This window comes from Paenibacillus sp. PSB04 (assembly GCF_025809195.1).
Lineage (GTDB): Bacteria > Bacillota > Bacilli > Paenibacillales > Paenibacillaceae > Paenibacillus_AQ > Paenibacillus_AQ favisporus.
The window spans coordinates 3,269,516-3,288,586 of sequence record NZ_CP081301.1 but is presented as its reverse complement, the minus strand read 5'-3'; the positions used below and the strand labels follow the sequence as shown (position 1 = coordinate 3,288,586).

Here is a 19,071-nt window from a genome sequence, read left to right as displayed (position 1 = left end):
AAACAACCTCCGCCCTTCCGGCGGAGGTTGTGCTTTATTCTTCAATGTAAGTGTTGTTTCCGGCGCCCCATCCGGCCAGCATATAGACGATCGCCACGATCAGCAGGACCGAGGTCGCGATCGTCCAGCTGCCGCTCAGGTCATGGACAAGTCCAATCAGCAGAGGTCCGACAGCGGCCAGCAGGTACCCGACCGACTGGGCCATACCGGACAATTCCGCAGCCTGTTCGGTCCGGCGGGTGCGGAGCATGAAGAACATCGTTACGAGGCCGAAGGCCGCACCGGTGCCGATTCCGACCAATACGACCGCGACCGGAACGATCGCATTCCATCCGCTAAGCAGCAGTACAAAGCCCAGAACAAAGCAGAGGAACGTCCCGACGACCAGGCCGCGCTGATTCTGAAAGCGTCCCGCCAGAATCGGCACAAAGAACGTGACCGGCACGCTGAAAAACTGCATCAGCGACAGCATCCAGCCTGCCGTCGAACCGCTCATGCCCCGATCGGTCAAAATTTCAGGCAGCCAGGACACGACCGAGTAAAATACGAAGGATTGCAAACCCATAACAATCGTGACCTGCCACGCCAGTTTCGAGCGCCAGATGCTGCTTTTCGACGAAATCCGCACCCCGCCGGTCCGATGCCGGTACCGGAGCTGCGGCAGCCAGACGATGAGGGCGATCAACGACAGGATTCCCCAGATGAGCAGGGATCCCCGCCAGCCGGAAGCGAGATGATTCGACACCGGGAGGCTGACGCCGGAGGCGATAGCCGCAAAGATATTCATCGAAACGGAATAGATTCCCGTCATGACACCCACCCGCAGCGGAAAATCCCGCTTAATCAGGCTCGGCAGCAGCACATTGCTGACCGCGATGCCGAGGCCGAGCAGAATCGTGCCGGCAAATAAAGCGGCGACCGAAGGAACGAACCGTAGGGCAATGCCCAGCGTTACAGCGGCCACGCCGCTAAACAGCGTCTTCTCCATGCCCCATCTCCGGGCCAGCTTCGGAGCAATCGGAGAGACGACGGCAAAGGCCAGCAGCGGGAACGTCGTCAGCAGCCCCGCAAGGGTATGCGACATTCCCGTATCGAGCCGGATCGTTTCAACGAGCGGACCCACCGAAGTGATCGGCGCCCGCAGCGTCGTCGCGATCAGGATAATTCCAAGAACCAGCAGCAGCGCCTTCATCCCTGTGGAAACCTGGGGATTCTCCGCCGGCTGCGTAGATATTTCGTATGTTTTATTCATGATGTTCTGTATTTCCTCCTTCAGACAAATCAAGCAAGGCATCTTGGGATGCCTGGATATAAGACCTGACAATTTCACCCGCCTCCGCCGCGTCCCGGCGGATGATGGCTTCAAGCAGACGCTCATTGAGCCGGCCGTGCACAAGCACCAGATCCCAGCTCAGGCTGCCCAGCGAGAGGGAACTCGTCACGGATTCGCTAATGCTGTCATACAATTCGCTGAGCAGCCGGTTATACGCAGCGGCGATCACCTGCTTGTGAAAGGCCAAATCGGCGATGAGATAAGCTTCTATATCTCCGGACTGTTCTGCGGCGCTGCAGGCCGCAAGCGTAAGCCGGATCTGCTTGATATCATCCGCCGTGCTCCGCTGGGCGGCGAGCCGGGCGGCCTCCTGCTCCAGCGCAGCGCGAACCTCCAGCGTCTCGCTCAGCTTGGAGCGCTCCATCCGCCGCTGAAGGACGGGACCGAGGCTGCTCGACGCGACGACGTACGTCCCGTCCCCCTGCCGAGTCCGGAGCAGTCCCGCATGAATCAGGGCACGGATCGCTTCACGGATCGTGTTTCGGCTGACGCCCAGCTTCTCCACCAGCTCCGGTTCCGGAGGAATGCGTTCCCCAACGGGCCACTGCCCTTCTTCAATCAGCTTCTCCAGCTGGGATGCGACCTGCTCGACAAGCGTTGAACGCGTTGGACGCTGCAAGTTCATTTGAATACCTCCAAACATAGGATGTTTGGTTCATTGTAGCATGAACTTCGGTTTTCTGCACTTTTTTTCGTTTTTGCACCATCTTCGGCCCTGAAACGCAGCAACGGCAGCCTTCACTCGGAAGGCTGCCGATCTGGTGCAGCCGGGCTCTGTTAGAGCATGCTGCCTTATGCTTGAAGTTCCTTCTGCTGCCGTACTTTCTCCCGGCTACGGTGTGCCCCGGGCAGGACATAGATCACGAAGTGGTAGATTTCAACCATCGCAATCGCCGCAACAGCGTCCCAGAGGACATGCTGTTTCACGAACTGTGTCGAGGCGATGATGAGAATCGACATCGTGCTGACGAGAATCATGATCACGCGGCTCCGGGACTTGCTTGTCAGAAAGAGTCGCATAACCATGTAACTCGAGAAGCAGTGAATGCTCGGAAAACAGTTGTAGGGCTGATCCCGTTTATAAATAAATCGGACAAGCTCACTGAACGGATCGCTGCCGGTCACGACCGGCCTTGGCACCGTCGTTTGAAACACAAGATAAATGCCGTAGCATGTCATTGCGCATACCGTGTACAGTATAATGCCCCGGTAATACAAATTCCGGTCCTTAAAGAAAAGGTAGACCAGGCAGGCATAGATATAGAAGATCCATACGCCGTAAGGGAGCGCAAAATATTTTATAAATGGAATAGCCAGATCCGCTTGCGTGACAAGGGAATACACGCGGTCATTCGGGTGGTTCACCAGCTGGTAAATCGACCCCAGAACGGGAAAAACGAGCATCAGTACTAATGGGGCGAGAGGACGCAGCCTCTGCATCATTGCATTTACCTTCGTCACCATATCAAACCTTTCTCTGCCGGTTGCAAAAGATGTTAAGGGATTCCTTCGAGAACCGCTGCCTTATTGTACTGCTAGAACCGGTTTCCATCAACCATATTTATGTATGAAGCCTTTTCCAGTTTCTATTTCATTTCCCCACAGTCTCCTCACCGAAGGATGACGGCTATGTTAACGAAAACTGAAACAGATCCTGCAGCACGACAGCGGCCGCACCGATTAATTTGCCGTCATCGCCAAGCGAAGACTGCCCAACAACCAGATCGTCCTTCAAAATACGCATGGCATACCTTGAAATATGCTCCTCAACCTTATGAAGCAGAATAGGATTGTCCTGAGCCACGTTCCCGCCTAACACGATCGCTCCCGGATTAAACAGGTTCACCAGGTTGACGATGCCTGCGCCCAGATGCTCGGCGATCTCCTCGGTGATGTCCATGGCCAGCCGATCCTCTCTGGACAGTGCCTCTTTATACACCGCAGGCTCGATCCGGCTGAAGTCGCCGCCTGTCAAATCGTGGATAAGCGTCTGCCGGCCCGAGGCCATCGCCGCCATCATTCGGGAGTGCACGGCAGGCCAGCTTACCGAGTTCTCCAGGCAGCCGACGTTTCCGCATTCGCAGCGGATTCCGCTCCGGTTGACGCTCGTATGGCCGAATTCGCCCGCTCCCCCCAGCTTTCCCCGGAGGATCATGTCGTTGACAAGGATGCCCGCCCCAATCCCATTGCCGACCATAATATAGATCAGATTGGCAAAAGAGCTGTAGCTCCCGAACCGCCGTTCCGCAAGCACGAGCGAGTTGGTATCGTTCTCGACCCAGGTTTTAATCCCATAGCGGCTTTCCACGAGTTGCTTGACCGGAACGTCATTCAGGCGGAGCTTGGAATTATAGTAGACAACCCCCTGCTCAACATTAACCACGCCCGGTGTCGTGACGGCTATGCCGATGCAAGCGTCCAGGCTGCCGGTTTCGGTGACGAAGCGGTCGATCATGCCGAGCATCAGCTCGATGACGCCTTCTCCCTGCCGCGTTCCAACAGGGGCGGATTCTTTGCGCAGGATATTCGCCTCCAGGTTTAATTGGGCAACCTCGATGACCGTGTTTGAGATCGATGCGGCAAACAAAAAATGGTTATCCGGTGCAAATCGCAGCAAAATGGGCTTGCGCCCGCCGCTGGACTCTCCTCTGCCGATTTCAGTCACATAGCCTTCCCGGATCAGCTCCTGAACCGCCGCAGCTACGGTGGAGGGGCTAATCCGGTTTCCTTTGGCCAGCTCGATCCGGGAGATCGGGCCGTCCAGGCGGATTTTATTTAAAATGATCGACCGGTTCAGCTCCTGAATCAGTTTCCAATCGCCTTTTCTCATCGTTTTCAACCATCTTCCCCTTTCTTCGGCAAAATGCATCAATATATTCCATCTTATTCCATATTTGCAGTAAAATATAGTTCCCAATGCTCCATTCCATGTAACATATTCCAATAACCAAAATATGCGGAAACCGATACTTTCCACTTGAAAACGCCGTTTTCCTGCCTTCCAAAAGTTTTTATGCAAATATTTATCAAACTATTGAAAATAAAAATCACCAAATATATAATCTTACGCAAATAGATGCCATTCTTTTCCTGAAACCTCACATTGAATGGTCAGTTGGCATCTACTTATTTTGATTATTGGAATAAGTATGGCGATGGATTTTCGCAAGATAAGGGGGGAGAATTCGTACATCATTGGAACTGCGGCAGATCAAGAATGAATGCAAGAACCATATTTAGAGGAGGTTATTGGAATGGCTAGAAAAATGTCGATCATCCTCGTGTTCCTGTTTCTGTTCACTGCTGTAATGACGGGCTGCGGCGGCTCTTCCGGAGAAGCCGGCGGCAAAAAAGTAATCAACGTGGCTCTATGGGATGAGAACGTGAAGGACACCGTCAACAAATCGATTGAGCTGTACAAGAAAAACCACCCCGACGTGGAAGTCAAAGTAACTTACACCCCTTGGGCCGACTACTGGACCAAATTGAAAACAAGTCTCGCCGGCAATAGTGGGCCCGATGTTTTCTGGATGAACGGCCCCAACTTCTACGCCTATGCCTCCAAAGGCTGGATCAAGGATCTGCAGCCGCTTATTGATGAAAGCAAGCTCGATACCTCCGTTTACACTGACGCCCTCGTCAATCTGTACACCTACAACGATCATCTTTATGGACTTCCTTATTTCCTCGATGCGGTTGGACTCTACTACAATAAAGAACTTTTCGACAAAGCCGGCGTGTCTTACCCGGACGGCAGCTGGACCTGGGATACGATCGAGCAGAATGCCGCCAAGCTGACGGACAAGCAGAACGGCGTGTACGGCTACACCGCTTTGATTGACAGCCAGTCCGGATATTACGATCTGATCCACCAGGCCGGCGGCTACATCATCTCCGAAGATAAAACGAAATCCGGCTTCGATTCGCCCGAAGCGCTGTCCGCTTTTCAATGGGAGAAAAAGCTGATGGACCAGGGCTATTCCCCGAACGCCCAGCAGCAGCTAGAGACCAAGCCGCTCCAGCTGTTCGGATCCGGCAAAGCCGCCATGTTCCCCGCCATTTCCGTCAGCGCGCCCGAGCTGTACAAATTGCTGGGAGACAAGCTGGGGGTTGCCCCGCTGCCCGCAGGCAAGCAGAAAGCGACGATCGTTCACGGCCTGAGCTGGGCGATGAACGAAAAAACGAAGCATCAGCAGGAAGCATGGGATCTGATCCAGGTGCTTTCCGGCAAAGAAGGCGAGCAGTACCTGGCCGAATCGGGCTTCAGCATTCCCGCTTATAAAGGAACGGAGGAAGGCTGGCTGAAGTCGATCCCTTCCCTTGACCTGAAGGTATTCGTGGATAGTCTGGACTTTGCTGTGCCGTATCCGGTGTCCGAGCGGACGGCCGAGTGGCAGGACGTGGAGACCAAGGAGCTTCAGGACGCCTACCTCGGGAAAAAGTCGTTTGAGGAAGCGCTGAAAACGATAGCCGATAAAATGAACGAGATTCTCGCGGAAGAGAAGAAGGATTAAAGAAGAGTCTACGCTTGTATCCACTTAACTTCGAGAGAAAGGATGGTGCTGCCGGTGAATACGCCGCTGGCCGTCAAGTCGAATGACCCGAACCTGCCTGCAGCCCGGAAGCGGAAAACTTCCAAGCTGGCCATCCAGGAGGCGGTCTGGGGGTACGTATTTATCCTCCCCGTCGCACTGGGTCTGGCCCTCTTTTATATGGTGCCTTCCGCCGCTTCCCTGATTCTGTCCTTTACGAACTGGGACGGCATGTCCGCTCCGGCGTTCAACGGGATCGACAATTTTACCCAGCTGATGCAGGACGAGAAGTTTACGCATTCCCTGCTGAATACGCTGCTCTATACCGTTGCGACCGTCCCGCTGTCCATCGTCTTTGCCACGCTGCTCGCCGTGCTGCTCAATCAGCATATCAAAGGGATGGTCGTGTACCGCACGTTCTATTTCATCCCGGTCATCACCATGCCGATCGCGGTCGGCATGGTGTGGAAATGGCTGTATAACTCCGAGTTCGGCCTGATCAATTACGTGCTCGGGGCGATGCATCTGCCCCAGCCGAACTGGCTGTTTGACGAAAAGTTTGCGCTCATGTCGATCGTCATTGTCAGCGTCTGGACGAGCGTCGGTTACAACGCCGTCATCCTGCTGTCGGGGCTGCAGGGAATTCCGTCGAGCTATTACGAAGCAGCGTCGCTGGACGGCGCCGGCACGGTCTACCGCTTTTTCCGGATAACGCTGCCGCTGCTGACGCCGAGCTTGTTTTTCGTGCTCGTCATGTCCTTCATCAACTCTTTCCAGGTATTCGACCTCGTCTTCATCATGATGGGACAGCAAACCTCCCTGCTCGATTCCACGCGCACCGTCGTGTACAGCATTTGGGAGGACGGCTTCAAGTACTTCAACATGGGCTACGCTTCGGCGGAGGCGTTCATCCTGTTTATCGTCATCCTGATCATCACCGCGTTTCAGATGTATTTCCAAAAACGCTGGGTTCATTATCAATAACCTTCATGAGGAGGAGAGGCTGTCATGATAACCCGAACTTCCGACCGCGGAAGACGGCTGGCCGTTCATATTCTGCTGATCGCGGGAGCCGTCCTGATGGTGACCCCTTTTGTCTGGATGCTGTCCACATCGTTTAAATCCTTTGCGGATTCCATGAAGGTGCCCCCTACGCTGCTGCCGTCGGAATGGCATTTTGAAAATTACGCCAAGGTGCTGACCACCATCGATTTCGGCACTTACTACCTCAATACGATTCTGGTGACGCTAGGCCGGACAGCCGGACAGCTGCTGCTGTGTTCCCTGGCCGCATACTCCTTCGCCTGCCTGAAATTCCCAGGGAAAAACGTCATTTTTCTCGCCCTGCTGGCCGTGCTCATGGTGCCGTCCCAGGTCGTCATGATCCCGAGCTTTGTCATCATGAGGCAGCTGAACTGGCTGGATACCTTCTATGTCCTGATTATCCCCGGCATCTTCAGCGCATTCGGCACCTTTTTGCTGAGGCAATTTTTCATGACGCTGCCGAAGGATCTGGAGGAGGCGGCCAAAATCGACGGCTGCAGCTATTTCCGGATTTATTGGAACATCTACCTGCCGCTGTCCAAATCCGCTCTCGTCTCTTTGGCCATTTTTACGATTCTGGCGGCATGGAACGACCTGCTGTGGCCGCTCATCATGACCAGCTCGGAGGATATGCGCGTGCTGTCGATCGGCATCTCCTCCTTCCAGGGGCAGCATTCTACCGATTATCCGCTGCTGATGGCGGGTGCCGTGATGGCTACGCTGCCGATCATCATCCTGTTCATTTTCCTGCAGCGCTATTTTATAGAAGGAATCGCTATGAATGGCATCAAAGGATAAGAAAACGAATACACCTTTTACAAGTGTAACCGGTCCATCATAAAAGGAGCTGAAAACCGTTATGATTCACGTACTCGTTATAGGCGCAGGGGCGATGGGGAGCACCCATGCCGCAGCCTATGCCGATATGCCAAATGCGCACTTGGCCGGTATCGTCGACACCGACGCCGGCAAGGGAGCGCGGGTTGCCGAGGCATGCGGCACCTCTTCGTTCACTTCCTACGCGGAGGCGATGGAAGCGCTCGACCGCGTCGATGTCGTCGATGTTTGCCTGCCGACGCCGCTGCACAAGAAGTTTGTTCTTCAAGCGGCCGACGACGGCAAGCACGTCATCTGCGAGAAACCGCTGGCGCGAAGTCTGGCCGACGCCAGGGAAATGATCGACCACTGCCGTTCGCGTGGTGTCCGGCTGTTTGTCGGGCATGTTCTCCGCTTCTTCCACGAATATGCGCATGCCAAGCAGCTGCTGGATGATGGCGTCATCGGCAAGCCGGCCGTCATCCGCGCGGGCCGCGGTGGAGGGTATCCGATCGGCTGGCAGCATTGGTACAGCGATTTCGGCGCCAGCGGCGGCATTACGCTGGACGCCATGATCCACGACTTCGATTTCCTTCGCTGGTGCTTCGGCGAAGTGGAACGTGTATATGCCAAGGGGCTCCATGGGAGAGTTCACGCCCAGCTGGACTATTCGCTCGTGACCCTCCGCTTTCAAAGCGGCGCCATCGCCCACGTCGAGGGAACCTGGTCGCATGAAGGCTTCTCCATGAATCTGGAGATGGCCGGCACGCAGGGGATCATCGGCTATGACAGCGCCCGGGATCAGCCGCTGCTGTCTTTTCAGCGCGGCGGTCATGCAGGCGGAGGCGGCGGCGTACCCGTTCCGGAAAGCCCGGTCGAGGAAAACCCGTATTTCCAAGAGCTTCGCCATTTCCTGAATTGCATCGAGCAGAATGAAGAGCCGATCGTAACCGCGGAAGACGCCTATAAGGCGCTTCAGATTGCGCTCTCGGCGCTGAAATCGATGGAGACCGGGCGGCCGGTTCATCTGGGGACCGGTGCAGCCGACCCGAGCAGCAAAGGAGTGATCGGTTCATGAAAATCGGCATCGCCAGTTTTGCCCATATGCACGCATACAGTTATGCGAAAGCGCTGATCCAATTGGAAGGAGTGGAGCTCGCCGGCATTTACGATCCCGATGAGCAGCGGGGTCAAAAGTTCGCCGGCATCCTTGGCACCAGCTATTACAGCAATTATGCGGAGCTTCTGTCGCAAGGCCTCAGCGGGATCATCGTTACGTCGGAGAACGCAAACCATAAGGAGCATGTCCTTGCGGCCGCCAAGGCGGGAGTTCATGTGCTGTGCGAAAAGCCCATATCGACCAATGCCGCGGACGCCCGGGACATGATCGAGGCCTGCAAAGCCGCCGGCGTCATGCTGCAGACGGCCTTCCCGGTCCGGTACAATCGGTCCGTCATCCGGGCCAAGCAAATGATCGACGAAGGCAAGCTCGGCCGGATCCTCGCCATGAAGGGGACCAACCGCGGGCAAAATCCGGGCGGATGGTTCGTCGACCCCGCCCTGTCCGGCGGCGGAGCGGTCATTGACCACACCGTTCATGTCGCCGATATCATGCGCTGGTTCACCGGCGCGGAGGTCAAAGAGGTGTACGCGGAAATCGGGCAGCTCATGTCCGCCGCCCCCATCGATGACTGCGGAATTCTGTCGATCGAATTTGACAACGGCGTCTTTGCCACGCTGGACTGCAGCTGGTCCAGGAATCCTTCCTTCCCGACCTGGGGCGACGTGACGCTGGAAATCGTCGGGACGGCCGGCACCCTGACGATCGACGCCTTCGGACAGAAGCTGAACGTATTCAGCGAGGAGCGCGGCTACCGGCACCATTTCTGGGGCGACGATATGGACTTCGGCCTGGTCCGGGATTTTGTAGTCTCGATCGCGGAAGGCAAGACCGAGGCGAACGTGACGGGCGTCGACGGGCTCAAGGCGCTCGAAGTGGCCCTGGCTGCATACCGCTCAGCGGAGCGATTGGCCGCCGTTTCGCCTGCAGAGCTCTGAACCTAAACCTGACAAAGGGGTGTATGAAGCGATGCTGAAGTCGATAAATCAATGGGGATTTCCGGAGGGAACCCCGCTCGAGACGATATTTCTTCATGCGGAGCAGGCGGGTTACGATGCCGTCGAGCTGAACCTGTATCCGTCCGGCGGAACCGGGCTGACCATGGACACCACTGCCCAGGAGGCGGAGGCCGTACTGGCCCTGGCTTCCCGTCACAGCATTCAGCTGCGCAGTCTGTCGACCGGCATGCTGTGGAAATCCCCTCTGTCCGCGGCAGATCCGGATGTCCGCGCCGGCGGACGGGAGATCGTCACCCGGCAGCTGGAGCTTGCATCCCTGCTCGGGATGGACACCGTGCTGGTCGTTCCCGGGGCGGTGACGCCTTCCGTCACCTATGAGGAATGTTATAGCCGCAGCCAGGAAGAACTGCGGGAACTCATTCCGCTGGCCGAACAGCACGGCGTTCATATCGGCATCGAGAACGTCTGGAACAAATTTCTGCTCTCCCCGATGGAGATGGCCCGGTATATCGACGAACTCGATTCGCCCTGGGCCGGAGCCTATTTTGACATCGGAAACGTCCTCCTCTTCGGCTATCCTGAGCATTGGATCCGGACGCTGGGCGAGCGGATCCGCAAAGTCCACGTGAAGGACTTTAATCCGGCAGCCGGACCGAACGGCTTCGTCCCGCTGCTGTCGGGCAGCGTCAACTGGAACGAAGTGCGGCGGGCGTTGAACGAGATCGGCTACACGGATACCGTCACGGCCGAGCTCACTCCGTACAGCTCCGACCCTTACCAGATGGTATATGATACTTCCGCACAGCTGGATATTATTACGGGCCGTTGAAGTCAACAATGCTGACCACCTTCAGCCGAAAGTTAATCGCTTGTAGCAATCCCAAGCGTTCAGCTTCGCTGAATAAGCTGATCAATCAGTCAACCTTAAAGGGCTGTCTCGCCGGCAGAGTCATTCTGCCGGAAGACAGCCCTTTTTTTCCTAGATCAAAGCTTATTTCGGTATGAATACATATAAATGCATGTTCAAAAAAGTCGGTTTTCAGCACCGAGAAGATTGGATGAAGCTAGGGGCTGAGGAGCAGAGCGTACGTAGTGGGTACGTGAGCACCGGAAGACCCGGCTGAATTCAAGATTCGATGCCGAATCAGCTTCCCGATTTACTTCGTGCTAGATATAGAATTTATTCGTTATCAGCAGAGCTGATGAAATTCGATATCGCAAGAAAACCAACATTTTAATCGCGGTCACTCATCCCTGATTGGCCTCGATTGGTTTTCTTATCAAAAGCGGACTTTTTGAACAACCTCTAGAAGGCCCTATTTCTTCAGGCGCCGGTTGCTGATCCACAGCGGAATGCGGAACAGCAGGTTCATCAAGAGGACGACGATGACCAGCACCGCGGCCGACTTGTCGGCGATTTGGCGGGCATCCTCCACGATCGCTTCCGACTGCACGTACCAGAGGTGTACAGCCAGCGTCTCACCCGGTGAGAACAGATTGAAGTCCCACATCTCCCCGGAGGTGCTGAGCCCAGCGTTCAGGAGGATGACGGCCGATTCCCCGAAGGCCCGGCCCGCTACGAGGCAGATGCCCGTCACTATCCCCTGCATGGCCATCGGGATAACGACGGTCCGGATGCATTGGAATTTGGTCATCCCGAGGGCATAGGATGCGTTCTTTATGTCATTTTGTACCGCGCGCACCGCTTCCTCCGTCACCCGGGCCAGCATCGGCAGGTTGAGGAAGGCCAAAGAAACCGCTCCACCGAGAATGGTCAAGCCAATTTGAAAATACTCGGCAAAAATGGCCAAGCCCAGCATCCCGAATACGATCGACGGAACGGAGGAGAGGCTCTCGACGCAAATCCGCAGCACCTCTGTAAATTTATTCGGCGGGGCGTACTCCGCCATGTAGATCCCTGCTCCGACCCCAATCGGAACGGAAATAAGCAGCGACAGTACCAAAATATAAAACGAGTTGAACAGCACCGGCCCGATACCGCCGCCGGGGTCCATGTCCTCGGGCAGCTTCATCAAAAACTCGAGGCTCAGCCCGGGCAGCCCTTTGCCCAGGATGGTCAGCAGCAGCCAGAAGATCAGCAGCAGGACCAGGATGCCGAGCCCGTAAAACCCGTACGTTGCCAGCCGGTCGTACACAAGCGATCTTTGCATTTTGCGGGTGCGCGTCCATTCGCTCATGCCTGCTCCCTCCCTTTGCGTCCCAAATAGCGGATAAACAAAATCAGGACAAACGAGATGATGAGCAGCAGGAAGGCCATCATGTGCAGCGCGTAATTCCAGGTGGAGTCAAACTCCACGTTGGAAATCTGCATCACGATGTTGCTGGTCAGCACCGAAGCCGGCGTAAACAGGGACTTGGCGAGCTGCGCCGTGTTGCCGATGACCATCACCACCGCCATCGTCTCCCCGATCGCCCGGGTCATTCCCATAATCACCGCCGCAATGATGCCTCTGCCGGCGGCGGGAAGGACGACCCGCATCATGACCTGCAGGCGCGTGGAGCCCATGGCATACGCAGCTTCGCGGTATTTTTTCGGCACGGCGGAAATCGCGTCGTCGCTGATCCGGCAAATCGTCGGCAGCACCATCAGGGCGAGCACGAGCGCCGCCGCCAGCAGCCCGTCGCCCAGATTCTCCCCGCTCAGCCGGCGCAAAAACGGAATCAGCACCGTCAGGCCAAGGTATCCGTAGACAATGGAAGGAACCCCGACCAGCAGGTCCAGAATCGGCCGCATGGCGTTTTTCAGCCAGCCGGGCGCGATCTCGGCGATCAGCACCGCCAGCCCGACGGATACCGGCACGGCCAGCGCAAGCGTAAGCGCCGTCAGGGACAGGGTGTTGATGATAAACGCGGCTGCACCGTAGTGCTCCTCCTCCGGAGTCCAGTTAAAAGAAAGGAAGAAATCCGCAAAAGAGATGTCGCGGAAGGTCAGAAGCGCGGTTTTGCCGATAAAAAAGATCACCAGGCCCAGCACCAGGCAAAGCGCCAATATGCTGAACCAGAAATAATACGTAAACATGCGGTTGGTGAAACGGACCCTGGCGCTGCGGCTGAACCTGCGACGCTTCGCGGGCGGGGTCAGCACCTGACGTTCCTCGGGCACGTACTGCTGCACGGGGGTGCTCAAACTGGCTCTCCTCCTATAAAGCGGCCAGCCCCATCAGTATTTGAGGGCTGGCCGCGATCATGAATATGGCTTGGCTTGGATCAGCTCAATCCACTTGCCTTAACGCATGGCGGAAATCGGAATGAATTTCAGTTTTTTCAGGGAACCCTGCTGGAATTTCGCGCTTTGAACATACTCGATAAACGCCTTGGTAGCGCCGGTCGGCTGGCCTTTGGTCATGTAATATCCGTATGCCCAAATTTTGTAGCTGCCGTTGATGACATTGTCCGTCGTCGGCTGCACGCCGTTATAGCTCAGCGCCTTGATGTCGCTGTTTACGTACACCAGGTCGATGTATCCGATGGCGTTCGGCGTTGTGGCTACGGCGGTTTTCATGTCGCCGCTGGAGCCGACTTCCTTGTAGTTTTTAGCCTTTTTGACGATGTCGCCGCCAGCCAGCGCTTTGGCCTGATAGTTGACGCGGGTGCCGGAGCCGAAGGCGCGCGTGATGACTACGATGTCCGCGTTGTCACCGCCGACTTCTTTCCAGTTGGTGATTTTGCCGGAGAAAATCCCTTTCAGCTGTTCGGTGGTCAGGTTGTTCACCTTCACGTTTTTGTTGGTGACTGTCGCAAAAGGAATGACGGCCACTTTGTTCGCTACCTGGCCTTCAAATGCCTTGAAGCCCGGAACGTCCATGCTGGCGTCCCAGTCGCACGCCCCGATGTCGGCAATGCCCTTCTTCACAGCCTGCGGTCCGGTTACCGAACCTTTGCCGGAAGCGGAAATTCTGACTTTCGGATTGATTTTCTGAAATTCCTTGGCTGCCTGAAGCGTGAGCGGAAGCAGCGCAGTGGACCCATTAATCGTAATTTTGCCGGAGATGCCGGAGGCGGCGCTTGCGGAGCCGACCAGGGTGGTTACCGCTACCAAGGAAGTGACGGCAGCCAGCGTTAATTTTTTGAACAGTTTCATCGTTTATTCTCCTTTTCGGTTAAGAACCGCTTTTATTTGGTAAGCTGAATGGTCTTTCCACCTGTTATGACTACAATCCTGCCGTCTTCGATCAGGGCGATCCGGCTGCCGTCCGCAGACATCGCCAGCTCGCTGACGGTTCCGGACGTGCTGTAAAGCTGCGCCTGGCTGCCGCTGTCGATCTTCAGCACTTTCGTGCTGCCGTCAGCGGCGATGCCCGCAGCAGCAAGCGTTCCGGATGGCCCGGGCGCGATGACCGTCACATCGATGATGCTAGACAGGTCCTGGACGCTGCTACCTGGGCCGATCACCTTGATGACGTCCTTGGCAGTGACGCTATCCGGATCGGCGCTCAAATACGCCGCTTTGCCGCCATCCAGTGCGACAGGATACAATTTATTGTCTTTACCCGTTGTTAGCTGAACCGGTTTAGCTTCTTTATCCGTGAGTTCCAGGGAATACAGCTGCTGGCCTGCACCTGAATAGTCGATGCTGAGCGATTCTTCCGTACTGTCCTTATCGCTGCTGGCCACGCCGGTCACATTGACGATATAGACCAATCGTTTGCCGTCCGCGGACAGGCTCACGTCGGACTTGTTCTCCACTTTGTCGGCCAGCACTTCGGTCACCTTGCCGTCGCCGACATTCATGTAAGATATTTTTTCCTGCTTGTCGCCCTGGATGAAATAAATCCGGCTGTTATCCGCCGACCAGGTCAAATCTGTCTTGACGGAAGTGTCGGAGCCGAGTTTTTGCGACAGCCCGCTGGCAAGGTTCATCAGGTAGAGCTGGCCGGCGTTATCGGTATAAGCTCCCCACTGCCCGTTCGGGGACACCGCCAATTCCGCAGCATATTCGTCCGTCGAGATCACCGTGCTGCCATAGCTTGCGGGGTCCAGTTTAACGATTTGGGCGGACTCCGCGTCGTCACGGCTGGCAATGATTTGCCCTTGGGCGTTCCAGCGTACCGAAGAATAGCTTCCTTCCGCTCTTTGAACCGTCAATACCTGCTGCGTCTGCCCGCTGCCTGCGATCCATTCCCCGCCCAGTGCTTCCACGAGCGATTGAATCTCTACGTAGGTTTTGCCATCTTGAAGCAGAGGAGCGTTCGTAAAGGCTGCGGCCTCTCCATTCACCTTATAGGACTTTGCTCCTGCCTGCAGCTGAACGACGCGTGAACCGGTCGCATCCTTTATCGTGACGATCCCTTTGGCGGCGCTTGCGCTTGCCCCGAAAGCCTTGACGATGTCTGACACGGCTACCAGGTACGCCTGGTTGAGCTGGACCGCATTGACGGAGACGCTCGCGCCGTTCACGCTGAGTTCCACCTTGGCCACTTTCAGTTTTGGCGACGTCATCTTTGCAGCCTGACCCGCAGATGATGATTTTGCAGCGGAAGCAGCTTCTGCCGTTCCTCCGGCCAGTACGGAAGTTACAACCGCAGAGGCCATCAGTACCTGAAACATTTTATTTTTCTTCAACATCGGCTCACCCTTCTTCTATTAGCATAAGTGCTATAGACCTATTTTCTACTAGAATTGTAAAAAGCGGTTGATTGGAATGTTATGGAAATATTAAATATTTTATCGTTGTATTTTGCAAAAATAGCGATTATTCTAGTTAAAAATACAAATGCTACATCTATGTAAAATGAACTAAAGAAATAAACGCCTAATTGAGCCGCTTTACCAACTATTTCGATAAAAAACTTTAGTTCAATCTATTTAACCCTATCCGAAAACCAACCAGAGACTTTGAATGAAACGACAGCAAATTGCAAAGCTAAGTATTGGAGGCCTGACCATTGTGTATGTAATTGGATTTATTGTGTCGCTTGTTATCGTTTTGGCTTTGATCCCTCCTTTAAGGAAGCTCGCGATCCGGGTTGATTTCGTCGACCGGCCCACCCATCGCAAAATACATAAGGAACCCGTACCGCATTTGGCAAGCATCGCCATCTTTCTCGGCTTCATGGTTCCCTACATCGTTCTCACCGGACACTGGGACAAGGAAATGGCTGGCATTGTGGCCGGCTCGCTGCTCATCCTCGGCATCGGCATGATCGATGACTGGTACAAGACGAAAGGCAAGGATTTTGCCGCTCTGCCCAAAACGCTCGTGCAGGTAGGCGCTGCGGTGATCGTCTATTATTCAGGGATCTCATTCGAAGGGATCACCGTTCCGTTCGCCGGCCATATGGTCGTGTTTCCGGAGTGGCTGCAGTTTATTCTGACGATTCTGTGGATCTTCGGCGTCACGACGGTCATTAATTTTATGGACGGGCTGGACGGGCTGTCCGGAGGCGTGGCCGCCATTTCGGCCTTGACGCTGTTTATCGTTGCTATCGCCAAAGGCCAGTCCCATTCCGCGATCATGGCGGTGCTGTTGGTCGGGGTGACGCTCGGTTATTTGAGATACAACAAGCCGCCCGCCAAAATTTACATGGGGGATGCAGGCGCGACGTTTATCGGGTTCATGCTCGGTATCATCGCCCTGGACGGAGCCTTTAAACAGGTGACCGTCATTTCCATTCTCGTTCCTGTGCTGGCGCTTGGCGTGCCGATCTTCGATAACATTTACGTTGTAATCAAACGGTATCGGGACGGCAAGCCGGTGTACAAGGCCGACCGAAGCCAGCTCCATTATCGGCTGCTGTCCTGGGGGCTGAGCCCGAAGCAGGCGGTCGTGTTCATCTATTTGCTCAGTGCCTGCCTGTCATTGTCCTCGATCATCCTGATGTTGATCAGTTAGCGTGGACCTTCCGGCTAGGCGTGGTTAACAAGGAAGTAAGCAGGAATCGTTCGATGGGAGCGATTGAAACTCAATGACAAAGGGGCTGCCCACCGTCGTGCATGACACGACAGCATGGGACAGCCCCTTTTATTATGGCTAACCGGCATACCCTATTTAGATCGAATTAGGCTTGAGAAGCGGATTGAAGGGCACGAATGGACAAATCCAGCTCCACCATGCCGCCCGGAAGGTCGCGCGATCCGGCAATTACCCAATTTACGGCCAGTGCTTTTTGCAATGCAGCCAGCTGCTCCAAGCTGAGCCGCAGCCCGTGAATCACGCCCTCGCCAACCTCAAAGTCCTTTTCCTCATCCAGGCCAAAACGCTGCACCAGCCAGTTTTTCAGCCCGTTCCGCGTGTTAAACGTCATACGGTAGCCTTCCGTTGCCGCCTGGGCCAGCGGCTCCCCGTGTTCCTCCGAGTAGCCGAACAGGTTGACATAACGCTCGCCCTCGAGCCCTGCCTGGATAAACGGCTCAGCGTCCTTTTGATGGACAGCTTCAGCGATGGCGGCCGCAGACAGTCCGGCCCGCTTCGCCTGCTCGATCAGAATTGCGGTCCACTGTGATACTTTAATATCCTGATTCATCCGGTCTCTCTCCCTTCTCGCTCCACTTGCTTATATCTAAAGAAAAAGCCCTCGAGTGAGGGCTTTCCTTGTACGTCCCAGGAGGGATTCGAACCCCCGACCGACGGCTTAGAAGGCCGTTGCTCTATCCAGCTGAGCTACTGGGACTTGTTATGTAATAAAAAAAGCGAATGCGTTATTTATTATACCGCATTTAGCCAATTTTTCAAGAGGAAAATGACAAAGCCGATTGGCGGGAAATACTATGGGTAATAACTTAACAAAATAAGTTGTAAAGGAGCATTTCCATGCGACAGTTGTTATCTTCACTTTCCTACTTCAGCATATTTTTCGCCCCATTTATCCTGCCGGTGATCGTATGGATCGCCGTCCGGGACGAATACGTCGCCAGGCATGCCAAGCGAGCGCTGCTCTCGCATCTGCTGCCATTCATTGCGGCCGTACCGCTGCTGTTTTTTACTTTGGCAGCCCACCATGCCGGCTCGATCTTGGGATATATCCTGCTGTTCTGCGTTATTTACTTCGGCACGTTCGTCTACAACATCGTGAAAGGCATTCAGGTGCTTCGCGAATATGCGTGAAGCGTGAACAGCAAAGAACAGCTGAACAAACCTCCAGGGATATCCCCGGAGGTTTGTTCATGGTTCAAGGAGGTTACTGGTTGCCAAAACGTCTTGGGTTATGGGGCACAGCCAAATTTCTCGAATTTCTGCTCGTCACTCCACCCGCAAAAGCGTTTTGTCGGGCGTACTTGCTTCTCTTGCCTTTTTTGTTCGTGAAGTCCGCCATTTAGCTCACCTCCCCTAAACCATAGTATGGGGCGGGAGTCTGCCGGCTATGTTTCTTAAATTATGGCTGCGTTTACTTTGCGAACCTGCTCCGTAGATCCTCCTCTACGTTCCCAAAAGAGATCAGATCGCGCAGGAACAGATCCCGCTCCTCGTCGGCCGTCAGAAAAAAGCTGCCTTCAAACGCCTGCATCGTCACATCGGTATACGCCTGATGCATACTGTTGTCGTACCAGTCTAGCTCTGTGTCGGCATCGTTGCGGATCAGCCTGATCAGGTCGTAGCAGTCCGGCGTCTGCTCGGCCACATAAGCCAAAAGCGCGGGATCGTCAACCGCCCCTGGCAGCACGCCGATTTCGGCGCAGCGTATCCCGTCCAGTTCCGTCATCCGCCGCACCTTGGCATCCTTAATATAATACATGCTTTCCTCCTCTCCCGGTCAGCTTGAATTCAGAAATCAAGTATAACCCAGCATTTTGTTCTCCGTCAGATGCTGGCGCGTTTCTGCCGTGCCGTATTCGTATATTTTCCGGTACAGCTTGTTCAGGCTCTCCGTGTACTGCGAATTGACATCATCCTCCGGCGTATCCGGCCATGGAAACGTATAGGCCAGGAAGGAGTCTTCGGCATGCTCCTGCATATCCTCCATCATCTGCTGCACTTCCCTGGCCTGCCCCACCGTGCAGTACATCACCAGCTCATAAGGAGCGGCGCCTTGTTCGGCAAGAACGCTTCTGCCGTGTACCGATACATAAAAATGCTGCTTATCCATGTCTCATTACTCTCCTTTGTGAAGATCATAGAAATTTATAAGTTTTCAGCGGAGCTGAACCATTCCATGATCGCAAGAAAAACATCCGCTAAATGCGGCCTGCCTGCTGTAGAAGTACGTCGACAGACACGTTTTTCTTACACTGCCTTTCCTATAGTTTTCGTTAAAGGACAGACATTTTATGCCCCGATTCGGCATATAACTGTATCACTTTGGCAAACAG

The 19,071-nt window shown here is 54.9% G+C and carries 19 protein-coding genes and 1 tRNA gene; 8 read left to right on the top strand and 12 right to left on the bottom strand.

The window, feature by feature from the left end; all coding sequences use genetic code 11:
- Positions 1-34: 34 nt before the first annotated feature.
- The 4 genes from K2F33_RS15145 to K2F33_RS15130 all read right to left on the bottom strand — a co-directional run bounded on the left by K2F33_RS15145 (position 35) and on the right by K2F33_RS15130 (position 4,163).
- Entirely contained in the window at positions 35-1,252 is a 1,218-nt protein-coding gene (locus tag K2F33_RS15145; protein WP_412973988.1) for a CynX/NimT family MFS transporter, read from the bottom strand.
- On the bottom strand, positions 1,245-1,958 hold the full coding sequence (locus tag K2F33_RS15140) for a FadR/GntR family transcriptional regulator (RefSeq protein WP_076174266.1): 714 nt from the start codon (positions 1,956-1,958) through the stop codon (positions 1,245-1,247). The genes K2F33_RS15145 and K2F33_RS15140 overlap by 8 nt, the downstream gene beginning before the upstream one ends.
- A 167-nt stretch (positions 1,959-2,125) precedes the next feature.
- Positions 2,126-2,797, bottom strand: a complete 672-nt coding sequence (locus tag K2F33_RS15135) for a phosphatase PAP2 family protein (RefSeq protein WP_084204113.1) — start codon at positions 2,795-2,797, stop codon at positions 2,126-2,128.
- Between the two features lie 163 nt (positions 2,798-2,960).
- Positions 2,961-4,163 (bottom strand): ROK family transcriptional regulator, encoded by a 1,203-nt coding sequence (locus K2F33_RS15130; RefSeq protein ID WP_089550341.1) that lies wholly within the window; start codon positions 4,161-4,163, stop codon positions 2,961-2,963.
- 424 nt (positions 4,164-4,587) lie between these two features.
- Between K2F33_RS15130 and K2F33_RS15125 the strand changes: the two genes are divergently transcribed.
- The 6 genes from K2F33_RS15125 to K2F33_RS15100 all read left to right on the top strand — a co-directional run bounded on the left by K2F33_RS15125 (position 4,588) and on the right by K2F33_RS15100 (position 10,633).
- Positions 4,588-5,847, top strand: coding sequence for an ABC transporter substrate-binding protein (locus tag K2F33_RS15125; protein ID WP_076174264.1), 1,260 nt, complete (start codon positions 4,588-4,590; stop codon positions 5,845-5,847).
- Between the two features lie 54 nt (positions 5,848-5,901).
- On the top strand, positions 5,902-6,849 hold the full coding sequence (locus K2F33_RS15120) for a carbohydrate ABC transporter permease (protein ID WP_263882129.1): 948 nt from the start codon (positions 5,902-5,904) through the stop codon (positions 6,847-6,849).
- Between the two features lie 24 nt (positions 6,850-6,873).
- Complete coding sequence (locus K2F33_RS15115; RefSeq protein WP_076174262.1) at positions 6,874-7,707, top strand: carbohydrate ABC transporter permease; 834 nt, start codon at positions 6,874-6,876, stop codon at positions 7,705-7,707.
- Positions 7,708-7,768: 61 nt separating this feature from the next.
- Positions 7,769-8,803: a Gfo/Idh/MocA family protein gene (locus tag K2F33_RS15110; protein ID WP_263882128.1), complete on the top strand. Its 1,035-nt coding sequence runs from the start codon at positions 7,769-7,771 to the stop codon at positions 8,801-8,803.
- A complete protein-coding gene (locus K2F33_RS15105; protein ID WP_263882127.1) occupies positions 8,800-9,783 on the top strand; it encodes a Gfo/Idh/MocA family protein in 984 nt (327 codons plus the stop codon). Before K2F33_RS15110 ends, K2F33_RS15105 begins: the two co-directional genes overlap by 4 nt.
- Before the next feature lie 31 nt (positions 9,784-9,814).
- Complete coding sequence (locus tag K2F33_RS15100; RefSeq protein WP_076174256.1) at positions 9,815-10,633, top strand: sugar phosphate isomerase/epimerase family protein; 819 nt, start codon at positions 9,815-9,817, stop codon at positions 10,631-10,633.
- A gap of 487 nt (positions 10,634-11,120) precedes the next feature.
- On the opposite strand, the gene pstA is transcribed toward K2F33_RS15100, so the two are convergent.
- The 4 genes from pstA to K2F33_RS15080 all read right to left on the bottom strand — a co-directional run bounded on the left by pstA (position 11,121) and on the right by K2F33_RS15080 (position 15,390).
- Entirely contained in the window at positions 11,121-12,002 is an 882-nt protein-coding gene (pstA, locus tag K2F33_RS15095) for a phosphate ABC transporter permease PstA (protein ID WP_263882126.1), read from the bottom strand.
- Positions 11,999-12,952: a phosphate ABC transporter permease subunit PstC gene (gene pstC / locus K2F33_RS15090; RefSeq protein ID WP_412973987.1), complete on the bottom strand. Its 954-nt coding sequence runs from the start codon at positions 12,950-12,952 to the stop codon at positions 11,999-12,001. Before pstC ends, pstA begins: the two co-directional genes overlap by 4 nt.
- Before the next feature lie 99 nt (positions 12,953-13,051).
- On the bottom strand, positions 13,052-13,906 hold the full coding sequence (locus K2F33_RS15085) for a phosphate ABC transporter substrate-binding protein (protein WP_076174249.1): 855 nt from the start codon (positions 13,904-13,906) through the stop codon (positions 13,052-13,054).
- Between the two features lie 32 nt (positions 13,907-13,938).
- A complete protein-coding gene (locus K2F33_RS15080; protein WP_263882125.1) occupies positions 13,939-15,390 on the bottom strand; it encodes a stalk domain-containing protein in 1,452 nt (483 codons plus the stop codon).
- Between the two features lie 274 nt (positions 15,391-15,664).
- On the opposite strand from K2F33_RS15080, the gene K2F33_RS15075 reads away from it, so the two are divergent.
- Complete coding sequence (locus tag K2F33_RS15075; RefSeq protein WP_076174244.1) at positions 15,665-16,657, top strand: MraY family glycosyltransferase; 993 nt, start codon at positions 15,665-15,667, stop codon at positions 16,655-16,657.
- Positions 16,658-16,823: 166 nt separating this feature from the next.
- Here K2F33_RS15075 and K2F33_RS15070 read toward each other — a convergent pair whose 3' ends face one another.
- Both K2F33_RS15070 and K2F33_RS15065 read right to left on the bottom strand, forming a co-directional pair.
- Positions 16,824-17,288: a hypothetical protein gene (locus K2F33_RS15070; RefSeq protein ID WP_263882124.1), complete on the bottom strand. Its 465-nt coding sequence runs from the start codon at positions 17,286-17,288 to the stop codon at positions 16,824-16,826.
- Positions 17,289-17,361: 73 nt separating this feature from the next.
- Positions 17,362-17,435: transfer RNA gene (locus tag K2F33_RS15065), tRNA-Arg, on the bottom strand.
- A 140-nt stretch (positions 17,436-17,575) separates the two neighbouring features.
- On the opposite strand from K2F33_RS15065, the gene K2F33_RS15060 reads away from it, so the two are divergent.
- Positions 17,576-17,869 (top strand): magnetosome magnetite crystal formation protein family, encoded by a 294-nt coding sequence (locus tag K2F33_RS15060; RefSeq protein WP_076174239.1) that lies wholly within the window; start codon positions 17,576-17,578, stop codon positions 17,867-17,869.
- A 280-nt stretch (positions 17,870-18,149) separates the two neighbouring features.
- On the opposite strand, the gene K2F33_RS15055 is transcribed toward K2F33_RS15060, so the two are convergent.
- Together K2F33_RS15055 and K2F33_RS15050 are read right to left on the bottom strand one after the other, a co-directional pair.
- Complete coding sequence (locus tag K2F33_RS15055) at positions 18,150-18,497, bottom strand: hypothetical protein (RefSeq protein ID WP_263882123.1); 348 nt, start codon at positions 18,495-18,497, stop codon at positions 18,150-18,152.
- A 36-nt stretch (positions 18,498-18,533) separates the two neighbouring features.
- Positions 18,534-18,848, bottom strand: coding sequence for a hypothetical protein (locus K2F33_RS15050; RefSeq protein WP_076174234.1), 315 nt, complete (start codon positions 18,846-18,848; stop codon positions 18,534-18,536).
- Positions 18,849-19,071: the final 223 nt, after the last annotated feature.